At 56.2% G+C, this 19,752-nt stretch carries 14 protein-coding genes and 6 pseudogenes; 18 read left to right on the forward strand and 2 right to left on the reverse strand.

The genetic code is table 11. From position 1 onward, the window contains the following. The first annotated feature begins 12 nt into the window (after positions 1–12). The 9 genes and pseudogenes from BFQ03_RS20545 to BFQ03_RS30775 all read left to right on the forward strand — a co-directional run. A complete protein-coding gene (locus tag BFQ03_RS20545) occupies positions 13–789 on the forward strand; it encodes an AraC family transcriptional regulator (protein ID WP_065942851.1) in 777 nt (258 codons plus the stop codon). 100 nt (positions 790–889) lie between these two features. Further along, entirely contained in the window at positions 890–1,795 is a 906-nt protein-coding gene (locus BFQ03_RS20550; RefSeq protein ID WP_065943886.1) for an aromatic amino acid exporter YddG, read from the forward strand. 348 nt (positions 1,796–2,143) lie between these two features. Further along, a complete protein-coding gene (locus BFQ03_RS20555; RefSeq protein ID WP_239695263.1) occupies positions 2,144–2,518 on the forward strand; it encodes a hypothetical protein in 375 nt (124 codons plus the stop codon). Positions 2,519–2,622: 104 nt separating this feature from the next. Continuing rightward, positions 2,623–3,129 (forward strand): annotated as a pseudogene (locus BFQ03_RS20560) (phospholipase D family protein). A 37-nt stretch (positions 3,130–3,166) separates the two neighbouring features. Beyond that, positions 3,167–3,412, forward strand: coding sequence for a hypothetical protein (locus tag BFQ03_RS20565; RefSeq protein WP_065943887.1), 246 nt, complete (start codon positions 3,167–3,169; stop codon positions 3,410–3,412). A gap of 38 nt (positions 3,413–3,450) precedes the next feature. Further along, positions 3,451–3,789, forward strand: coding sequence for a hypothetical protein (locus BFQ03_RS20570; protein WP_239695264.1), 339 nt, complete (start codon positions 3,451–3,453; stop codon positions 3,787–3,789). 301 nt (positions 3,790–4,090) lie between these two features. Next, positions 4,091–5,701: pseudogene (locus BFQ03_RS20575) on the forward strand (gamma-glutamyltransferase family protein). A 97-nt stretch (positions 5,702–5,798) separates the two neighbouring features. After that, positions 5,799–6,059, forward strand: a pseudogene (locus BFQ03_RS29250) (amidase family protein); the annotation flags it as partial. Between the two features lie 52 nt (positions 6,060–6,111). Continuing rightward, a pseudogene (locus BFQ03_RS30775) lies at positions 6,112–6,641 on the forward strand (AMP-binding protein); the annotation flags it as partial. Positions 6,642–7,308: 667 nt separating this feature from the next. Here the strand turns inward: BFQ03_RS30775 and BFQ03_RS20585 are convergent. Beyond that, a complete protein-coding gene (locus BFQ03_RS20585) occupies positions 7,309–9,408 on the reverse strand; it encodes a putative bifunctional diguanylate cyclase/phosphodiesterase (RefSeq protein WP_065943889.1) in 2,100 nt (699 codons plus the stop codon). 476 nt (positions 9,409–9,884) lie between these two features. On the opposite strand from BFQ03_RS20585, the pseudogene BFQ03_RS29255 reads away from it, so the two are divergent. Beyond that, positions 9,885–10,827, forward strand: a pseudogene (locus BFQ03_RS29255) (DUF1329 domain-containing protein); the annotation flags it as partial. 70 nt (positions 10,828–10,897) lie between these two features. Here the strand turns inward: BFQ03_RS29255 and BFQ03_RS20600 are convergent. Next, complete coding sequence (locus tag BFQ03_RS20600) at positions 10,898–11,899, reverse strand: AraC family transcriptional regulator (RefSeq protein WP_065943892.1); 1,002 nt, start codon at positions 11,897–11,899, stop codon at positions 10,898–10,900. Positions 11,900–12,232: 333 nt separating this feature from the next. Between BFQ03_RS20600 and BFQ03_RS20605 the strand changes: the two genes are divergently transcribed. From BFQ03_RS20605 to BFQ03_RS20640, 8 genes and pseudogenes are all read left to right on the forward strand, one after another. After that, complete coding sequence (locus tag BFQ03_RS20605; protein ID WP_065943893.1) at positions 12,233–13,795, forward strand: long-chain-fatty-acid--CoA ligase; 1,563 nt, start codon at positions 12,233–12,235, stop codon at positions 13,793–13,795. Between the two features lie 177 nt (positions 13,796–13,972). Continuing rightward, on the forward strand, positions 13,973–14,893 hold the full coding sequence (locus BFQ03_RS20610; RefSeq protein WP_065943894.1) for an SDR family oxidoreductase: 921 nt from the start codon (positions 13,973–13,975) through the stop codon (positions 14,891–14,893). 24 nt (positions 14,894–14,917) lie between these two features. Next, positions 14,918–16,093: a lipid-transfer protein gene (locus tag BFQ03_RS20615; RefSeq protein WP_065943895.1), complete on the forward strand. Its 1,176-nt coding sequence runs from the start codon at positions 14,918–14,920 to the stop codon at positions 16,091–16,093. A 36-nt stretch (positions 16,094–16,129) separates the two neighbouring features. Beyond that, on the forward strand, positions 16,130–16,573 hold the full coding sequence (locus tag BFQ03_RS20620; RefSeq protein ID WP_065943896.1) for a MaoC family dehydratase N-terminal domain-containing protein: 444 nt from the start codon (positions 16,130–16,132) through the stop codon (positions 16,571–16,573). A 14-nt stretch (positions 16,574–16,587) separates the two neighbouring features. Further along, positions 16,588–16,989 (forward strand): MaoC family dehydratase, encoded by a 402-nt coding sequence (locus BFQ03_RS20625; protein WP_065943897.1) that lies wholly within the window; start codon positions 16,588–16,590, stop codon positions 16,987–16,989. A 57-nt stretch (positions 16,990–17,046) separates the two neighbouring features. Then, positions 17,047–18,195 carry an acyl-CoA dehydrogenase family protein gene (locus tag BFQ03_RS20630; protein WP_065943898.1) on the forward strand — a complete coding sequence of 383 codons (1,149 nt, stop codon included), beginning with the start codon at positions 17,047–17,049 and terminating at the stop codon, positions 18,193–18,195. Between the two features lie 173 nt (positions 18,196–18,368). Continuing rightward, positions 18,369–19,007, forward strand: coding sequence for a TetR/AcrR family transcriptional regulator (locus BFQ03_RS20635; RefSeq protein WP_083204882.1), 639 nt, complete (start codon positions 18,369–18,371; stop codon positions 19,005–19,007). Positions 19,008–19,080: 73 nt separating this feature from the next. After that, positions 19,081–19,628, forward strand: a pseudogene (locus tag BFQ03_RS20640) (DNA/RNA non-specific endonuclease); the annotation flags it as partial. Positions 19,629–19,752: the final 124 nt, after the last annotated feature.

Genomic DNA, 19,752 nt, shown 5'->3' on the forward strand with positions numbered 1-19,752 from the left:
GGAGAGTGATGGATGAACGCTACGCCCCCCCAACCATTCTCTCTGGCTCTGCGCTCCTATTCTGGTCAGGTCGAGCTTCACGAACACGACTTTCATCAAATAGTCCTGCCCCAGTCCGGTTGTATGGAGATTGAGGTCGATGGACGTGGCGGCAAGGTCGATGCGAGCCAGGGCGTGGTGATCGCCTCCGGGGTCCGGCATACATTCCTGGCCAATACCCATAACAGTTTCCTGGTGCTGGACGTATTGACTCAGCGTGCCGATGGACACAAAAGCACCGTACAGTTACTTGACTCTCTCGATGACAAACGCTTTTTTGCGGTCAGGCCCGATATCCGTCATTTGCTCGATTACGCAAGCAGTAATGGACCACGGTTGATCAGTTCGCCCACGATGGCTGAGTCATGGAGCCGGTTGCTGCTGGGTTCTTTATTGCAGCCAGAGGTTGCACCGAACGATCCCGGGCAGTTTATCCTCGCCAGGGCATTGGCCTACATCGAACAGCACCTGAGTACGCCCATGACAGTGCATGACATTGCCCGTAACGCTGGCACCAGCGAGCGGCGCTTGTATGCCCTGTTCGGGCGGCACCTGAAAATCACCCCGTTTACCCATATAGCGACCTTGCGCCTCAATCTGGCCATCGACCTGTTGCACCAGACCGCTCTGTCGATCACTGATATTGCGCATCGCGCCGGTTACGCCGACCAGAGTGCACTGAGCCATGCCCTGAAGAGAGCCCGCAACCTGACCCCTGCCTCGGTGCGCAAGCAAGCGCGCGACCACTAAAAGCAGCAGACTTGAACAATTTTTTAGCGGGCTCGATCAATACGTCCTCGTACAACCTATCTATTGTCCCCGTATCAGGATTATCCGCAGACGGGCTTGTATGAACACGACTAACGCATCCATCACCATCACCAAAGGCGCCGTAGGTGCCACTCTGATTGGCGTGATTGCGGTGTTCCTGTGGGCGTGCCTGGCGCTACTGACCACCTTGACCGCCGGAATCCCGGCCTTTCAGTTGCTGGCATCGAGTTTCGCCGTCGCGTTCGTGGCCAGTCTCTGCACGCTCGGCTTGCGTGGCGCTGGGGGGTTCAGCAGTTGGCGACAGCCCTGGTATGTATGGGCAACGGGGTTCGCCGGCATCTTTATCTACCACTCGTTGTATTTCTTTGCCCTGAAGACCGCACCGGCGGCTGAGGCCAGCCTGATTGCCTACCTGTGGCCGCTATTGATCGTCCTGCTCTCAGGGTTCTCTACTGGCGAGTCGCTGCGCAAGCGCCAACTGTTGGGAGCCTTGCTCGGCCTGGCGGGGACAGCCTTCATCATGCAACAGCGTGCACAGGGTGAAAGCGTCGGCATGCCGCTTATCGGTTACGCCGCAGCCTTTGCCTGCGCGTGGGTCTGGTCGATCTATTCGGTGGTCAACCGGCGTTTCAGTAATGTCCCAAGCAGTATCATCGGTGGCATTTGCGGCCTGATCGCAGTGGCTGGGCTGCTCTGCCACCTGGCTTTTGAAACCACGGTGCGGCCGGACGCCGGCCAATGGGCAGCAATCATCGCCCTGGGGCTGGGCCCAGTGGGTCTGGCCTTCTTCGCCTGGGATCACGCGACCAAACACGGAAACCTAGCGATGCTTGGCGCCTTGTCTTACCTGGCGCCGCTGTTCTCCACCCTGCTGCTTATTGCCGTGGGGCAAAGCGATGCCAAGCCGATCCTGATAATTCCCGCAGTGCTGATCATCACGGGGGCTGTCATTGCCACTTCCCGGTCACGCAAGACCTCACAGTGATATCGACCAATTAAGGAGACAGGCAAATGGATTTGATCGCTTCGCAGGGAACCATGCGGATCGAAAGCAGCGGGCCCAGTTTTTCGGTCGCCCCCACGCGACCCTTGCTCAACCATCTGGGACAGCCATCGCTGCTCAGTAGCCGTACTGGCATCCGCCGTCGCGCCAATGGTGAGTCGCCTCGCGTGTTGCTGTTCGTGCCACCCTACACACGCCTGATTGAACCCACACCTCATGACAGCGCGTTCGCCCGCATTGGCATTGATACGTTTGAAGTGATGAAGCGCGCCGGTACGGGCGCACCTGTGCCGTGCGCCGTCGATTATCGGCGTAGGGGAAGTGCGGAACTTGGAGACCTTTCAGGCGGGCGTTCTCTCGGGCCAGTTGGGTCACTTCAATCTCAGCACCTTGCACATTCACTCCCCCGGCGAAGCCATTCCTCGTTGCCTGACGATGGTGCCGTCTGAAATGCGTGAAGCGACGGCCCGCGATCTACTGGAGGTACTGCAGTACATCGTTGTGCAAAAGCTACTGCGTACTACAGACGGCAAGCGTCAGGCGGTGCGCGAATACATCCTTTTCGACGATCCGCTGCGTGCCCAACTGGCCGGGATGCCATACACACAGTGGGGCCAGCATATCGACGGGATTATTCGTACTGAGCAACGTCGCTTTGCCGATCATGCTTGGAGGCTTTACCAGGGCAACCGGATTGACCGGTGAGAATTGGCGGTGGCCATGTCGGCCTCTCAGTTGCGCGAACTGGAAAAGAGAGACAGATCATGAGCAGCTTTTCGGCACTAACGCGCCCGATCAGCCGTGGCCTGATGCTCTCGACGTTGCTGTTTAACCAGGTGTTAACGGCTCAGGCGGCAGAGATACAAGTCGGTTTCTCTCCGGAAGGAAGTGCTGAGCAACTGGTACTCAACGTGATCCAGGATGCCCAGCAGCAGATCCGCTTGATGGGCTACAGCTTCACGTCGCCCAAGGTCGTTAAAGCCCTGGTCGCCGCGCAAAAGCGTGGCGTTGATGTCCAGGTGGTGCTTGACGCACATGGCAACGAAAGCAGGGCCAGCCGCGCCGCCATGAACCTGTTGGCCAAGGCCGGAATCGGTCTGCGGACGAATGCCGCGTACAAGATCCAGCACGACTAAGTGATCATCAGCGACGGGCAGAACGTGGAAACCGGCTCGTTTAACTACTCGACCTCGGCAGCCAAGGCCACCAGCGAAAACGCGTTGGTTCTGTGGGGCTTTCCTGCGGTGGCCAGCGTTTATTTGGAACATTGGCAATCACGCTGGGAGCAGGGGCAGCCTTATCAGCCGACCTTCTAAAGGGTTGTCACAGAGGTTCTAGGGAAGGAGAAAAACCATGTGCGAAGACGATTGCCAATGCTACTTGGAGTCGGACGAATACAAAGACTACAAGGCCGTTGAAGAACAGATCATCCACTGCACACCAGAGCAAGCCTGGGCCATGTACTTCGTCTCAACTGGCGTGGTGCGTGAACACATCACTCTTGCAGTGATGGAGCAGATCGCCAAGGGCAACACGGCACTGCTAGCTGAATTCCCCGAATTTGCACCGGCAGGGAAGGGGGATCACGAATCAGGCTAACGCGGATCACGCAAGCCTTTACCACGAAGGAGCCACCTATGGCTGATCAACAAGACTTCCTGCAACCGGGTTATTGGCGCAATGCCTCACGCCCTCTCAATGTTTATGGCATTCCAGCACCATTGTTCTTGCTGTACGTTATGTGCAACGGCCCATGGGAAGAGCGAGATTGTCCATATTGTGGGCATTATCGAATCTCAGACGAACTGATCCTTGCGTTGATGGATTCGGGACAGATTTTCGACATATACAAAGCCAGAGCGTTGCTGGAGAGCCGACGCACTGAGGGCATCATGCCTTGCATTCAGATTCATGAAGCGCTGTTGGTTACTTTTGAGAGGGCTGACAGGGCAACAGTGGCTCTTTCACGGACATGATTGAGGGTTGTTGTTTGCGCGCTGGTGTTACTACTCTCGCCTATTGTCTGGAGAGGCGCCGTTCGCCGTGTAGCACTAGCTAACACGATTCGAGGGTGAAGCACTCCAATGATAGGGAGTAGAAACTCCCCGATCTCGCTCGCCCGCTGCGCCGCCACTGTCCCCAGGACTCCCGCCGACCCGCGCCTAATGCAACGCCTGGAAGCCGCCGACCTGCCGGCAGCCATCCAGCGCGTGATGACTGGTGAATGGAGCCGGGTCAAATCCGGCCAATGAATCCTTGTTTTGAAGGGCCTTTGCCATGTTGGAATTTTCTGCCCATGAATACCCCTATCCCTCCCAGCGCCAGAGCGTGTTCGCCCGTCGTGGCATGGTCGCGGCATCGCAACCCTTGGCCGCCCAGGCGGGCATCGAGATCATGCAACAGGGTGGCAACGCGATCGACGCCGCCATCGCCACAGCGGCGGCGCTGACGGTGGTCGAGCCCACCGGCTGCGGCCTGGGGGGCGACGCGTTTGCATTGGTCTGGAGCAAGGGCCAGTTACACGGGCTTAACGGCAACGGCCATGCGCCGGCGGCGGTGTCGATCAAGGCGGTCAAGGACGCCGGCCATGAGCAGATGCCGCTGTATGGCTGGACCCCGGTGACGGTGCCGGGCTGCCCGTCGGCGTGGGCCGAGTTGTCGCAACGCTTTGGCAAGCTGCCGTTTGCCGAACTGTTGCAGCCGGCCATCAGCCTGGCGCGGGACGGTTTTCCGCTGTCGCCGGTGATTGCCCATCTATGGCAGGTCGCCCTGGACAAGTTCACGCCCCATCGCGACCCTGTGCTGGAGGCGTGGTTCGAGACCTTCCTGATCGACGGCCGGGCACCACAGGCCGGGGAGCTTTTCCGCAACCCGGCCCAGGCCCGAACCCTTGAAGAGCTGGCTGCGACCCGCTGCTAAAGCCTGTATCGCGGTGCCCTGGCCGAGCGCCTGGATGCCCATTCCCGGGCCACCGGCGGCTACCTGCGGGCCACGGACCTCAGCGGCTACCGTGCACAGTGGGTGGAGCCGATCCACATCAATTATCGAGGCGTCGACGTCTGGGAAATCCCGCCGAGCGGGCAGGGCCTGGTAGCGCTGATGGCCCTGAAGATTCTGGAAGGGTTCAGCTTCGATCACCGTGACAGCCCGCAGACCTGGCATCGCCAACTGGAGGCGATGAAACTGGCCTACAGCGATGGCCTGCACTACATCACCGACCCGCGGCACATGCGCGTGGCGGTGGCCGATTTGCTCAGCGATGACTACAGCACCCGGCGGCGCAGCCAGATCGACGAACAGGCCCAGCCACCCAAGCCCGGCGACCCCCATGCCAGCGGTACCGTGTACCTGGCCACCGCCGACGCGGAAGGCAACATGGTCTCGTTCATCCAGAGCAACTACCACGGCTTCGGCTCCGGTGTGGTACTGCCCGACAGCGGCATCGCCCTGCAAAACCGCGGGCAGGGGTTCAGCCTTGACCCGGCCCACGCCAACTGCCTGGCGCCCGGTAAAAAAACCTTCCACACCATCATCCCCGGCTTCCTCACCCAGAATGGCCGGGCCCTCGGCCCGTTCGGCGTGATGGGCGGGTACATGCAGCCCCAAGGCCACGTGCAGATGGTGATGAACCTGGTGGATTTCGGCCTCAACCCCCAGGCGGCGCTTGATGCACCGCGTTGGCAATGGCTGGGGGGCATGAAGGTCGGCATTGAGCACGGCGCCCCCCGGGACCTGGCCAATGCCTTGGCCCGGCGCGGGCACCAGGTGCAGATTGCCAGCGACCTGACGGGCTTCGGGCGCGGGCAGATCATCTTGCGGGACCCGGTCAGCGGCGTGCTGTGTGGCGGTACCGAGCCCCGGACGGATTCGCATATTGCGCTCTGGTAATCCTGTCGTAATCGGAATTCGCTTCTATTCAGTACTCAAACTGAATCGGTTGGTTGCGGAAAAAAAACGTGAATAACATGGCATACCATGGTGTTTCACCGCGTTTGAGGCCGGACACGATGTACCGCCCGACTCGGGGCTGGATGACTGGATGGGAGGGTCTCCCTTCAGCTGTCCCTTCAACCTGACTCAACAACCCGCCGCCTCATTGCCCTGTGGCTTTTCGAGCGACGGTTTGCCCATCGGCTTGCAGGTGGTTGGCGCGCGGTTTTCCGATGAACAGGTGTTACGGGTGTGCCGGGCCTATGAACAAGCATTTCCAACCACCCATCCGCCAGCGTCCATGATAAAGCGCTAAAGTAATCTGGCTGACACCTGCGGACCTCTATCGATGGAAGCACAGCAAGACCATCACTCTCGCCCGGCTGAGCGACATAGAAGCCTTGGAACAACACCGGCCACTGGCACAGAGCACCTATGAGCTGTTGCAACGTTCGGCGCGTCGCTTCGCTGATCGGCCGGCCCTGAGCTTTCTGCCGTCGGCAGCGTTGAAGACAAGCCTTGGCGTATCAGCTACTCGCAGCTGGTCTCCCGCGTTACGCAAACCGCCAACGCGTTGCATCGACTGGGGGTTCGTTCAGGCAAGGCGGTATTCTTCCTGTTTCCCAACCTGCCACACACCCACTTTGTCATCTGGGGCGGCGAAGCGGCCGGGGTCGTCAATGCGATCAATCCGCTGCTGGAGCCGGAACACATTGCTGAACTGATCCGCGCCTCCAACACCTCAGTGCTGGTCACCCTGGCACCATTTCCGGGCACAGACCTGTGGCAGAAGGTCGCCACATTGCGCGAGCGCCTGCCGGAGCTTACGACGATTGTCACCGTCGATCTGGCCAATTTGCTGCTGGAACCACAGCGCAGAATGGTGAAAGCCCAGCGCCCAAGCATGCTCAAAAAGGATGCGCTGGCTCAGCACACCAGTTTTTACACACAGATTAATACGCTGACCCGCATGTGGCGCTATGTAGGCGCGATAGGCGCTGCAACGTTCACCGTTGATCTCGAGCCCTTCTTGCTCGGCGCCATTGAAATCAGCGTTAAGGGGGTAGCCCAGCTGCTTGGCGGCATTTATGAAGTACTGCTGGAAGGGGCTGTCGCTACGCAGTTTGCGGAGGTGCAACGGCCCGTCCTGACCATGCCATTTATTGTCGATTTCATGATTGTGCTCAGCCTTTTTGAAGTAGGGCAGAACCTCCTGAAAGGGCCAGCCCCTGTTGCCTAGCGCCGCCCAATGATCATAGTCACTGTGATGACCGCGGATATACTGATAGCCGATGAGCCCCCCAAAACCTTGCCGCGAGGCTGATAACCACGACGACCGTCAAGGCCTAACTGAAGCACGGTCTTGAAAGCTCAGTTTTTTTCGGGCCGGGAAGCATGATCGCTGCGGCAGCGGGTGTATTGATCAGCCAATGGTCGCCCCCGTCTCCCGCATCTAGCAGCAACACTCACTCAGTCGCCCGGCCAGGGCGTAGCGGCTAGAGCCGCCACCACATAACCAAAGGACTGTTGCATTTTTTCCTCGGTTTTTATTAAGAAGGCTGGTCTCAGCCTGATTTATATTGAGGGGATGGATCGGCACCCTCGGCGTGGCGTATCGCTGCCATGAACCCTTCGGGCGGCAGCGGATGCCCTAGCAAATAGCCTTGCAGTGAGTCACACCCCAGGCGCGTCAGGAAGGCCTGCTGTACGTTGGTTTCCACGCCTTCGGCAACAATCCGCAAGCCCAGGGCCTGGCCCAGAGCAACGATGGCCGAAATGATGGCTGCATCATCAGTATCATGTTCCAGGTCACGGACAAACCCCCGGTCGATTTTCAGTTCGTTGGCCGGTAAGCGCTTGAGGTACATCAGGCTTGAGTAGCCGGTGCCGAAGTCATCAATCGACAGATCGACACCCATGTGCGAAAGCTTTTGCAGCACTGTCATGCTGGCGTCAGCGTTGCTCATGGCGGTGCTTTCGGTGATCTCCAGGGTCAGGCTGTTGGCCAGTAAACCGTGGCGTTCCAAAGCGCTGGCCACACTGAGGACCAGCCCGGCGTGGCGAAACTGTAAGGCAGAAATGTTGACGGCAATGCGCCAGCTCCGATAGCCCTGGGTAAACCAGACCTGCATCTGTCGGCAGGCCTCATTCAACACCCACTCACCGATGGGGATGATCAGCCCGGTTCTTTCTGCCAATTCAATGAACATGTCCGGCAGCATCAGGCCATGCTCCGGATGTTCCCAGCGCAACAAGGCTTCGGCGCCGATCGGCAGACCACTGGTGGCGTCGAACTTGGGTTGGTAAAACAATCGGAATTGCTGGTGTTCCAAGGCATTGCGCAGGTCTTGCAGCAACTGCAATTGTTTGCGCGCATTGGTATTCATTGACGCGTCAAAGAAGCGATAGCCGTTCTTGCCCATGCTTTTGACGTGATACATCGCTGCATCGGCATTCATCAATAGCTCCTGAACACTGCTGCCATTGCCCGGAAATAGCGCGATACCGATGCTGGCGGAAATCTGCAGGTCATGCTCAGCCACGCGAAAGCGCTGGTTGATCATCCCCACCTGGCGTTCGGCCAGGCGCAGCGCGTCGTCGGACTGAGGCAGTTGCACCAATAAGACGAATTCGTCACCGCCAATGCGCGCAAGGGTGTCCTGGCTGCGCAGGTCCTCGCGCAAGCGCACACCGACAGCCTTCAGCAACTGATCTCCCAGGTGATGACCAAAGGCATCGTTGACCGGTTTAAAACCGTCGAGGTCGATAAACATAACGGCGAAACAACCGCCCTGCGCCCGGGCCATCGACATGGCCTGCTCGATTCTGTCAGCCAGCAGCATTCGGTTGGGTAAACCGGTAAGGGTGTCGTGCAGTGCCAGATGGGTCAGCTCTTCATTGGCTTGGCTCAACGAGTCAGCCAGTACGGCCGTGCGGGCCTCCAGACGAGCATCGAGCAGTGAGGTCAGCAAGGCGATGGTCAGCACCGCAAGGGTGGTAATCAGCACCAGGTTGGCGAGACCGTCGCCACTGAGGCCATCCACCGAGGACACGCAGAAACTGCCATCGGCAAACTGCGCAGCCGCCATGCCGGTGTAGTGCATGCCGACAATCGCCACCCCCATGATCACCGCTGCCACGACCCGGGCCAGACGTACAAAGGGGGTATGTCGGCGCAACTGGAAAGCAATACGTAGCGCAGCTGCTGAGGCGCCTACGGCAATCACCAGGGAGAGGGAGAATAACGTTGGATCGTAATCAATGCCTGGTGTCATGCGCATTGCCGCCATGCCGGTGTAATGCATGCCGCTGATGCCGGCACCCATGACCAGGGCCCCAAAGGCCAGTTGCCAGATGGGCAAGCGCGGCTGTGTGACCAGCCACAAGGCAAAACCGCTGGAGAGAATGGCAATCAGCAGCGACAGTGCAGTGATCGGTATGTCGTAGCCCAACTTTATTGGCAAGCTGAAGGCTAGCATGCCGATAAAGTGCATGGACCAAATCCCGATCCCCATCGCCAACGCCCCCCCACCCATCCACAGGCATATCGACCTGCCTTGGGCAGTGGTGATGCGCCCCGTCAGGTCCAGAGCCGTGTAAGACGCGAGGATGGCCACGAACAGGGAAATCAAGACCAGCGTGGGGGAATAACTACCGGTGAGCATGGGATTTCTCGTGGTCTTGGCCGGGAGTGTTTGTGCCCGGTGGTTCACAAAAGACGGTTTCGCTCCGCGTTACACCCAATTGACGTTAGGGGAAACCATTGCGCTCGAGTGGGTTGGTTGGGCATTAAAAGAGCAAAATGGTCGTTCATGTTTAAACGCTATCGCCGGTATAAAAACATCTGTAATCGGTGGCGAGAGCGTGATGCTGACGGCGAAGTTATATATTGATAGGGTGGCGCGGTAGCAGCTTGTTAATAAGTTTGGGGGGAGCGTGGCTTAAACGTATATGAGCCTCTTCGTGGCATAATGTCAAAAGATTGAGTGTGGTGCAAGATGAGTGATTAATGGTGTTTGGTGCCTGGTTGATGGCCAGTTTTATTATGCGTCTTCATATCGCTGTACGGTATGCTTGCGTTTAAATAAATCAATGACAATTGCGCCCCGATAAATTAACAAAATATTCCTTTGTGCTATTGAAAGACAAGATGACACCGGGCCAGGTCGCGATGTTCAAACGCTACCCCAGCAGCTACAAGATGCCGGTGTACGCCACTCATCGAACCGCCAGCGTGCCTGATAATGTGCTGGCAGCCATTCGCCAGAATGCCGTGAAGGCACACCTTGTCGGCTTGGAAGGGTTCGGCACTGCAGTGCCTTTCCCCATTCCACAGAGTGGTCTTGAAGGGATCTGGAATCACCTGACCCACTATCGGGGGACTGGTGTGTCCCGCTTGATTGCTCAGCTCACCCCACAGGTAGGCGGCGCCTATTCTTTGGTGCGTTTCCAGGATCAGTTGAGCTTCCTGGGTGGGATTAGCGATTTTGATCCGGCCAAACAAGCCAACCTGTTGTATTTCTTTAAGCAGGAAGTACTGTCGCTCACTCGCTTGTCCGGTTCAGTTGTCTTGGTTCACGATACGATCAATCAGGTCAAGGATCCGCGGATGGCCTGGGTATACAACGCAGAGTCAGACGCAGATCTATATCCCGTACAACAGTTACCGTCTTGATTCGCCAAAATTGAAATACGACGACCTTGTCAAGGCTGGTCATATCAATCCGGACCACACACGGTACGAGTTGCATCGGGTCCGGCATGTGGTGGCAACACTGAAGCCGGAAGCACGTCATGTCTACTCCACGCGTGACTTCTTCATCGACGAGGATACGTGGCAAATCGCGACAGTTGATCATTACGATGGCCGGGGCACCCTGTGGCGTGTCGCCGAAGGCCACCCTCAGTTTTACTACAACCAACAAGTGCCTTGGCTGACGCTGGAGACATTGTATGACTTGATCTCTGGGCGTTATCTGGCGCTGGGGTTGAAAAACGAAGAGGCCAGGGCCTATGACTTTTCGTTCAAGACCACTAATGTTGATTACACCCCGACCGCGCTGCGCCAGTCCGGTGTGCGTTAAATAAACCATTGTTCACTAATGGACGTCCGGGCCTTATCTAAGGTGCGGATGTTATTGGTTGAGTGCGGAGTTAATCAATGCGGCGATAGTCACCAGGGGTTACGCCGGTCCATCCCTTAAACGCGCGAATAAACGCCCCTGGCTCAGTAAAACCGACTTTTGAGGCGATTTCGTTGATGGGCAGGTTGCGTTGGGTCAGATGAAAAATAGCCACGTCTCGGCGGATGGTGTCCTTGATGGATTGGTAGGGTGTTCCCTCATAACCCAATTTGCGCCTGAGGGTTTGGGGGGCCATGTTAAAGGCATTGGCGATGACCGTGAAATCGGGAAAGCCGTCCTCTATCTTGCTCTCGATCATCAAGCGAATTCGCGTGCTGTAGCTGTCATCGTTTTCAGGCTTTAAAAACAAATCGACAGGCGTGCGACGAAAGAAGTCTTTTAATGTTTTTTCAGTCTGAATGACGGGCGATTGAAGGTACTGTTTGTGGAAGATCAAGCTATGAGCAGATTGGGCGAAGTATTGACGGCCAGGAAAGAAGAATTTGTACTCATCGACGTGCACCGGCGCCGGATAGTTGAAAGTACTTTGACTCAGTAGAATATGTTTACCTAATAACCAACTGAAAAAACGATGCCAGACGATCATCACAAACTCAGAGAGTAAATGATCGGGGTCAAGCTCTGGATGATGGAACGTAAAAATCAGACGAGCCTCATCGTCCTGCTGAATCAGCTCCACGCCGTAATCAGTGTGTATCGTGCGGTAGTAGCGGGTCGCAATTTTCAGGGCTTTTTCAAGATTAGGCTCATGCAGGGTCAATTTCCCCATCAGGTAAAAGGTGCCAAGGTTGCAAGGGTGCTTGGTAAAACCGAGGTACTCATCGTTCAGCGATTTCCACAGTGCCTGGATCAACTTGACCAGTTCGTCGACGGCAATCCTGGCTTGTGGACTGCCTCGCAGCTCCGGGGAAATGTTGGTCTTGTGTAACAAGTTATCAATATCAACGCCTTTGAGGGCCGCCTGTTTAAGTAGAGCGCAGAGGTAGTGATTGCTGGCAGTGTATTTTTTCATTCAGTGTTCCCTTAACCAACTACGTATTTACAACAATCCTCACGCTTCAGATGGCTTGGTTCATTGGTGCGAAAATGTTGATTTTGCTGGTGTTTTAAGGCATTGCCCGGCTATCCAAACGATTTTAGTATCGACATGCTTCTAAGCTAAAGTCAATGCCTGTCAGTAATTCAACGTGTTGTTCCGGTTGCAGTTTTTCATAACTACACAGAGGGACGTCTGAGCTGGGTTTGCTTCAAGAGTATTGACAGTGTGGATGCCAAGTAGCGTCGGTTGCCTACCGCTCAAGTAGCTGTGTACTTTTATACCTAATAATTATAAAAAGAGGTCCCTATGTACCTGTTTCAGCCGGTCAAGCGAAGCGCTCAGATTTTTCCAAACAAAATTGCAACAATTAATGGCGCTCGCCAGCATACATGGGTGGAGTTTCAACAACGGGTTGCCCGGATGGCAGGTGCCCTGAAAGCTCTCGGAGGACAGCCGGGTGACCGGGCGGCGATTCTCGCGTTGAACTCAGACCGTTACCTGGAGTTGTTCTTTTCCATTCCTTGGGCCGGCTATGCCTTGGTGCCTTTAAATACGCGCTGGTCGATCAAGGAAAATGTCTATTCCCTGGAAGATTGCGCAGCCACTGTCCTGTTTGTCGATGAAGCGTTCAAAGAGACTGCCGGTGAGATACTTCGTCAGGTGGAGTGCATCAAGACGGTTATTTATATGGGGGAGGGGGAAGCGCCGGACGGGATGCTGAGTTATGAGGCGTTGATTCTGGCCAGTGAACCGGTCGAGCCGTTTGAGGCCGGGTACAGCACTGCGGCGGGCATTTTTTATACCGGGGGCACCACGGGGTTTCCCAAAGGGGTGATGCTGTCCCATCAGAACCTGTGCAGCAGCAGCCTTTCTATCCTGACGGGGCTCTCAGTCAACGACCCTGGCACGGTTTATTTGCATGCAGCCCCAATGTTTCATCTCGCTGACCTGGCTTTTTCACTTACCAATACCATTGCAGGCTCAACTCATACATTCGTGCCGGAGTTTGACGTGGGGCGGGTGCTTGAGGCGATTGTAGCCTGCAAGGTGACGGATATTTTACTCGTTCCCACCATGATTTCGATGCTGCTGGATCATCCAGCGCTGGCCAGCGCCGACATATCGTCATTGCGCAAGATCGTATACGGCGCCTCACCCATGCCCGAAGGTACGTTGTTACGGGCGATGGATAGTTTTGCCCAGGTGGACTTCTACCAGGCTTATGGACAAACCGAGCTGGGCCCTTTAGCGACTATTCTGGGGCCGCGATATCACGTGGTCGATGGACCTGATGCCGGTCGTTTGCGTTCGGCTGGCCAGGCCGGTTCCTGCGTAGAGCTGAAGATTGTGGGCAGTGACGGTGTTGCATTGATACCTGGCGAGATTGGTGAGGTGGCGGTACGAGGTCCCAATACCATGCTCGGTTACTGGAACAATCCGGAGCAAACCAAGGCCACGCTGGTCGATGGCTGGGTTATGACGGGTGATGCGGGTTATCTGGATGACGAAGGTTTTCTGTTTCTGGTTGACCGGGTCAAGGACATGATCATATCGGGGGGTGAAAACGTGTTTTCCGCTGAAGTGGAAAGTGCTATTTCCAAGCACCCGGCAATACATGAAGTGGTTGTGATTGGTATTCCCAGTGTGCAATGGGGTGAATCCGTACATGCCATTATTCGCCTTCGCACTGCTGTGGGTGTGACCGAGCAGGAAATCATCGACCACTGCCGACAGTACATTGCCGGTTACAAGTGCCCACGCAGTGTGGTCTTTCGTGAGGAGCCTTTTCCTCTAACGGCAGCGGGTAAGTTACGCAAAGTTGAATTGCGCGAGACGTATTGGCGTGATCACTCGCGTGGCATCAACTAATCTGTCCGGTGGGTCGGGTTTAAGAGTCAATGGTCAGTTGCAGTGACTGGCTTTTCTATCGTGCTGAAAGAACAATACGGTTAATTTAGTTGGCCGTTACAGTTATTGTTTGCCTGCTTGGTTACGGGCAAGCTGTTTAGTTATTTCGAATAATAAAGTTAATGAAGGTGGCCTTTAATGGAACAGATACGTTTTGACGGACGCGTTGTAGTTGTAACTGGCGCAGGGAATGGATTAGGCCGAGCTTATGCTCTGGAGTTTGCGCGGCGGGGTGCTCAAGTTGTTGTTAACGATTTGGGCGGCAGCGGCCATGGCGAAGGGCAGAGCGTCGCCGCAGCCGACCTGGTGGTAGAGGAAATCCGTAGTCAGGGCGGTACGGCCGTGGCGAACCATGACTCGGTTGAGTTCGGTGACAAGATTATCAAAACCGCCCTGGATACCTATGGCCGGGTTGATGTCGTGATTAACAACGCCGGTATTTTGCGCGATGTCAGTTTTGCCAAGATGACGGATGCCGACTGGCAATTGATTTACCGCGTCCATGTCGAGGGGGCCTACAAGGTGACCAAGGCGGCATGGGCGACCATGCGTGAGCAAGGCTTTGGCCGCATTCTCTTCACCACCTCTGCTGCGGGGATCTACGGTAACTTTGGGCAGGCCAACTACAGCTCCGCCAAGTCTGCACTGCTGGGCTTGGGACGAACGCTGGCGCTGGAGGGGGCGCGCAACAATATTTACTCCAATGTGATCGCGCCGATTGCCGGTTCCCGTTTGACCGAGACCATCTGGCCTGAAGAAGTGCTCAAGGCCACCAGCCCCGATTACGTCGTGCCATTGGCGATTAAACTCTGTGCCGAAAGCAGCACTGAAAACGGGGGGGTCTTTGAAGTTGGCGCCAGTTGGTTCGCGAAGATCCGCACTGAGCGCAGCAAAGGCGTGGCCTTTGGTATTGAGCACGGTGTGAGTGCTGAACAAGTCGCTGAACGCTGGAGCGACATTTGTGACTTCAGTGAGTCCGAGCCCGCGGAAAATATCATGAGTACGTTTACTGCTGTCGGCAAGATGGTGGGTATCGATTTGTTGGCCACCAAGAAGTAACCCGCCCAATAAAAGGAAACAGTCATGTCTAACGTTCGTATTGCGGGTGTGGGGATGGTCAAGTTTTGCAAACCCGGCACCCAGGAGCCGTACCGAGTCATGGCCACCCAGGCGGTGAAGGCCGCGTTGGAGGATGCCGGTATTGACTACCGGCTCGTACAACAGGCCTATGCCAGCTATGTCTATGGCGACAGCACCTGCGGGCAACATGCCTTGTATGGTGTTGGCATGAGCGGTATCCCGATCATTAACGTCAACAATAACTGCTCCTCTGGCTCTACGGCGTTGTTTCTGGCCCGCCAGGCCGTTTCCAGTGGTGCGGTGGAGTGCGCATTGGCGTTCGGTTTTGAGGAGATGCAACCCGGCGCCCTGGGCTCTCATTGGGATGATCGAGAGTCACCTTTCGGCCCAATGCTGCAACGCCTTGACGCTGTAGCTGATGCCCCGGAAGGGCCCCTGGCTCTACGTATGTTTGGTTCAGCCGGCACTGCCTACATTGAAAAGTATGGCGCCCACCCCGACATCTTCGCGCGTGTTTCGGTCAAGACCCGCAGTCACGCCGTGCGCAATCCATTCTCGATGTTCACCGTGCCATTGACGGTGGACGAGGTCATGGCGGCGCCGATGATCTATCCGCCTTATCTGACACGATTGATGGCATGCCCGCCCAGCTGTGGGGCCGCCGCAGTCATCGTCTGCAGCGAAGCCTTTGCTCGACAGCAGGGGGTGGTGGCCGGTGTGGAAATCATCGGCCAGTCGATGGCCACCGACTTGCAGGACAGTTGGAACGATCCGATCAATCTGATCGGTGCTGAGATGACCCACAAAGCCGCACAAGAAGTTTATGAGCAGGCCGGAGTTGGTCCTGAAGCCATTCAGGTGGTGGAACTGCACGACTGTTTCACGCCCAACGAAGTCATTACCTATGAAGCGCTGGGCCTGTGCGCCGAGGGTGAGGCGGAGAAGTTCATTCACGACGGTAACAACACCTACGGCGGACGCTACGTGGTTAATCCATCGGGCGGGCTGATGTCCAAGGGGCACCCTCTAGGAGCTACTGGCCTGGCCCAATGCACTGAGCTGGTATGGCATCTGCGCGGTCAGGCGGGTGAACGTCAGGTCGAGGGTGCGCGCATGGCGCTGCAACACAATCTGGGCTTGGGCGGCGCAGCCGTCGTCACCCTGTATCGCAGCGTCTAGATCGGTAGCGCTTAACAACAAGAACGGAAGAACACTATGTTGGATCGCACCAAGATAGGCATCGAATTCGCCTCTTTTGTGGTTCCAGTCGAAAAGGGGCGACTGGCTTTTTTTGCCAAGGCTATTGGCGAGCGCAATGACATCTACCTGGATGACCCCTGTGCGCGGGAAGCCGGTTATCTCTCAACGCCCGCGCCACCGACGTTTGCCATGGTACTGGACATGGAGGGCAAGGACGACTTGCCACCGGAGGTCAAGGCTTTGCAATTGGATGTCGGGCGCATTCTGCATGGCAGTCAGTCGTTCGAATACTTTGAGCCAATTTATGCAGGCGATGAAATCACCGTTGCTCGCAAGATCGTCGATATATTCGACAAGAAAGACGGCGCGCTGGAATTTGTGGTGACGCAAAGCACCTACACCAATCAAAACGGCACGCTGGTTGCGAAAGCTCAGTGCAACCTGGTTTATCGCAACTAAGAGGAGTGTTTGTCATGTCACAGATTAAAGTGGGAAGTCTCGTGCCCGCCTTGACGTTGCCTCCCGTTTCTCGTCACACCCTGGCGTTGTATTGCGGGGCTTCGGGAGACCACAACCCTATCCATGTCGATTCGGATTTTGCCCGTAAGGCGGGCATGCCCGATGTGTTTGCCCATGGCATGTTGTCCATGGCTTACCTGGGGCGAATGCTCACCGATTGGCAGCCGCAAATGAAGTTGCGCACGTTCACCACGCGTTTTACCGCGTTGACCCAGGTACATGACGTCATCACCTGTACCGGTAAGGTGGTGGAGATACTCGAGGAGCAGGGCGTGCAACTGGTACGTCTTGAAATCGCGGCAACAACGGCCACCGGGACACAAACCCTGATCGGTGAAGCCATGGTCGCGTTGTAAAACGCGCGGAATGTTCCGATCGCTGAGCGGGTAGTTCCTATAACAAACGAGGTGGTCATGGGTGTTGAATCGGATCAAGCGGAACTGCAATTGTTCCGTGACAACGTACACCGTTTTATACAAAGCCAAATTGTTCCTCACTACGAGCGCTGGGAAAAGGAAGGCATTGTTCCGCGTGAGCTCTGGCGTCAGTTGGGTGAGGCCGGGCTGCTGTGTGTCGACGTCCCGGAAGCCTTCGGCGGTGCGGGCGCCTCGTTTGAGTTTTCGATGGTTGTAGCGCAGGAAATGGGGTTGGCAGGCTGCGGCGCACTGGGCGCCAGCTTGATGGTGCACTCGGACATTGTGGCCCATTACATTCTTAATGCCGGCACTGATGAGCAAAAGAACGCGTACTTGCCAAAGATGGTGACTGGGGAGTGTGTCGGCGCCATCGCGATGACCGAACCTGGGGCCGGGTCTGATTTGCAGGGTATTCGTACCCGCGCCAGGCAATTGGGCGATCACTACGTGATTAACGGTTCAAAGACGTTTATCACCAACGGTCAGCATTGCGATCTGGTGATCGTGGCCGCCAGGACCAACCCCGATGTGGCAGGCGCCAAGGGGATTTCACTGCTTATCGTAGAAAGCGGTACCCAAGGTTTTGAGCGGGGTCGGAATCTGGACAAAGTCGGCTGCCATTGCGCGGACACCTCCGAGTTGTTTTTCCAGAACGTCCATATACCCACCACAGCGATGCTGGGCGGGTTGAACCAAGGTTTCATGGTGTTGATGAATGAGTTACAGCGTGAGCGCGTGAGCCTGGCGACAATGGCGGTAGCCGCTGCCGAGGGCGCACTGGCGCTGACAGTTGACTACGTGAAAGAACGCAAGGCTTTTGGTGGGCCGCTCGCCCAGTTGCAAAATACCCGCTTCAAGCTTGCCGAAATGCAAACCGATATGCGCGTGCATAAAGCCTTTGTCAGTGAGTGTCGCAAGCGCTTTGCAGAGGGGACGCTGGATGTCGCGTCAGTCAGCATGGCCAAACTCGGCTGTACCGAAATGCAGGGGCGAGTGGTCGATGGTTGCTTGCAGCTATTTGGCGGTTACGGCTACATCAGTGAGTACCCTATTTCTCGTGCGTATGTGGATGCTCGGGTGCAGCGAATTTACGGTGGAACCTCTGAGATCATGAAAGAGATCATTGCTCGCGATGTCTTGAAGTAAACGCGCTTTTTAATTGGCCTCGACTCTGGCGGCCCTTGAGTCGTTTCAGTGAGACTGGATGCCTCAATACTGCCCCGCTGTTAAGGGAGCGGGTCTCTGTCAGGCCTGATCGATGTTGCTCAAGGTGTTGACTTGGGCAGGTTGATGCTGGATTACTTGAGGTGTGTGCAGGTATGCAAATGTCGATTTCAGCGGCCGCCTACTCAACCGTGGAGCGGCGTGTGACACCCGATAAAGCGCCACCGTTACGCCTTGAAGAGATTCGCAGCAAGGCACTGGCGCTCTTTGCCGAACGTGGTTTTGCTCAAGTGGGCATGCGCGAATTGGCCCTGCATCTGGGCATGGGCACGGGCTCGCTTTACAACTATTTCGAGAGTAAGGAAAACCTGCTGTTTGAGTTCATTGAAGAACTTTACCAGGCGCTCTTCAAAGCCCTGTTGCGCACCGAAAAACATGCAGCCCCTGATCGCCTTGAGGCGTTGGTAAAGGCGCATATCGCTTTGCACAAACGCTGGGGTTTGCATTTTTTGCTGGCCGAACGAGAGTTTTGCTGCCTTTGCGGGGAGCACCAACAGCATATCCTGCAGATGCGCAGTTGTTATGAGGCGCAGATGTTGACGTTGTCGATAGAGGCGGGAGCAGTGGGGGCTCCAGCAGTCCTCCGGGGCACGATACACAGCGTCGTTTCCTGGCTGAACAACCTGCCTGATTGGCAGCAGATGGGTGGCCTCATCCCTGCCCAGCAGCAGGAGGTCTTCAATAGCATTGCCTTGGGGGCATTGTCAGCCGTGCTCAAGTCGCCAGCTGAGTGATGGGCGGTGAGACGCACGCCTGTCTTTAGAAGCGCTGAACCGTTCTGTTCTTGTTGGCTGGTCTGCCTGGGCTGACCCGGTCGATTACAACGGCGTCAATGTGGCACTCAAGGTGGATCGGGGTCATCAGGCCGGGGTGTTGGTGATTGGCCGATCTTGAACTCCTTGTCGAATATCACGCCGCAAAAGTCCGATCTGAATCAAAGTCCATGGGCCCGTTTGGAGGGTCGGGAACGTAACATGAGCCGGGAGGCCGGGATTGATGAAGTCTACGTTGTGACCGGTCCACTCTATGAGCAGTTTATTGGCTCTCTGCCGGGTACGAATAAGGTCCACACGATTCCCAGTGGTTACTGGAAAATCATCTTTGTCGGGCGCTCACCGGAAGAGGGGCTCTACGCCTCTTTTGTCATGGATCAAGACACCCCAAGGAGCGCCAATTTTTGTGATTTTCAGGTGTCTATGGATCAAATTGAGGAGCGATCAGGTCTGGTGTTCTGGAGTGATTTGCCGCAACGGGTTCAGACCTCGCTGAAGTCGAAGCAAGGGCAGTTGCTGCTGCAGCTAGGGCCGCATGAATTTTTCTCCCGCGTCTGCACGGGGCCCGTGATGGCGACATGAGCAGTTGTCATGGTGTTCTATTTCTCGTTCTGGCAGTAATAGCGCCGCACAGTCAGTCGCCTAAGTTCAAGGCGTTTTCGGCAGTGCCGAGGAATACAGGCTGAAACTTCTTGATGCACGCAGG

This window comes from Pseudomonas sp. 25 R 14 (genome assembly GCF_900004755.1).
GTDB classification, from domain to species: Bacteria; Pseudomonadota; Gammaproteobacteria; order Pseudomonadales; family Pseudomonadaceae; genus Aquipseudomonas; species Aquipseudomonas brenneri.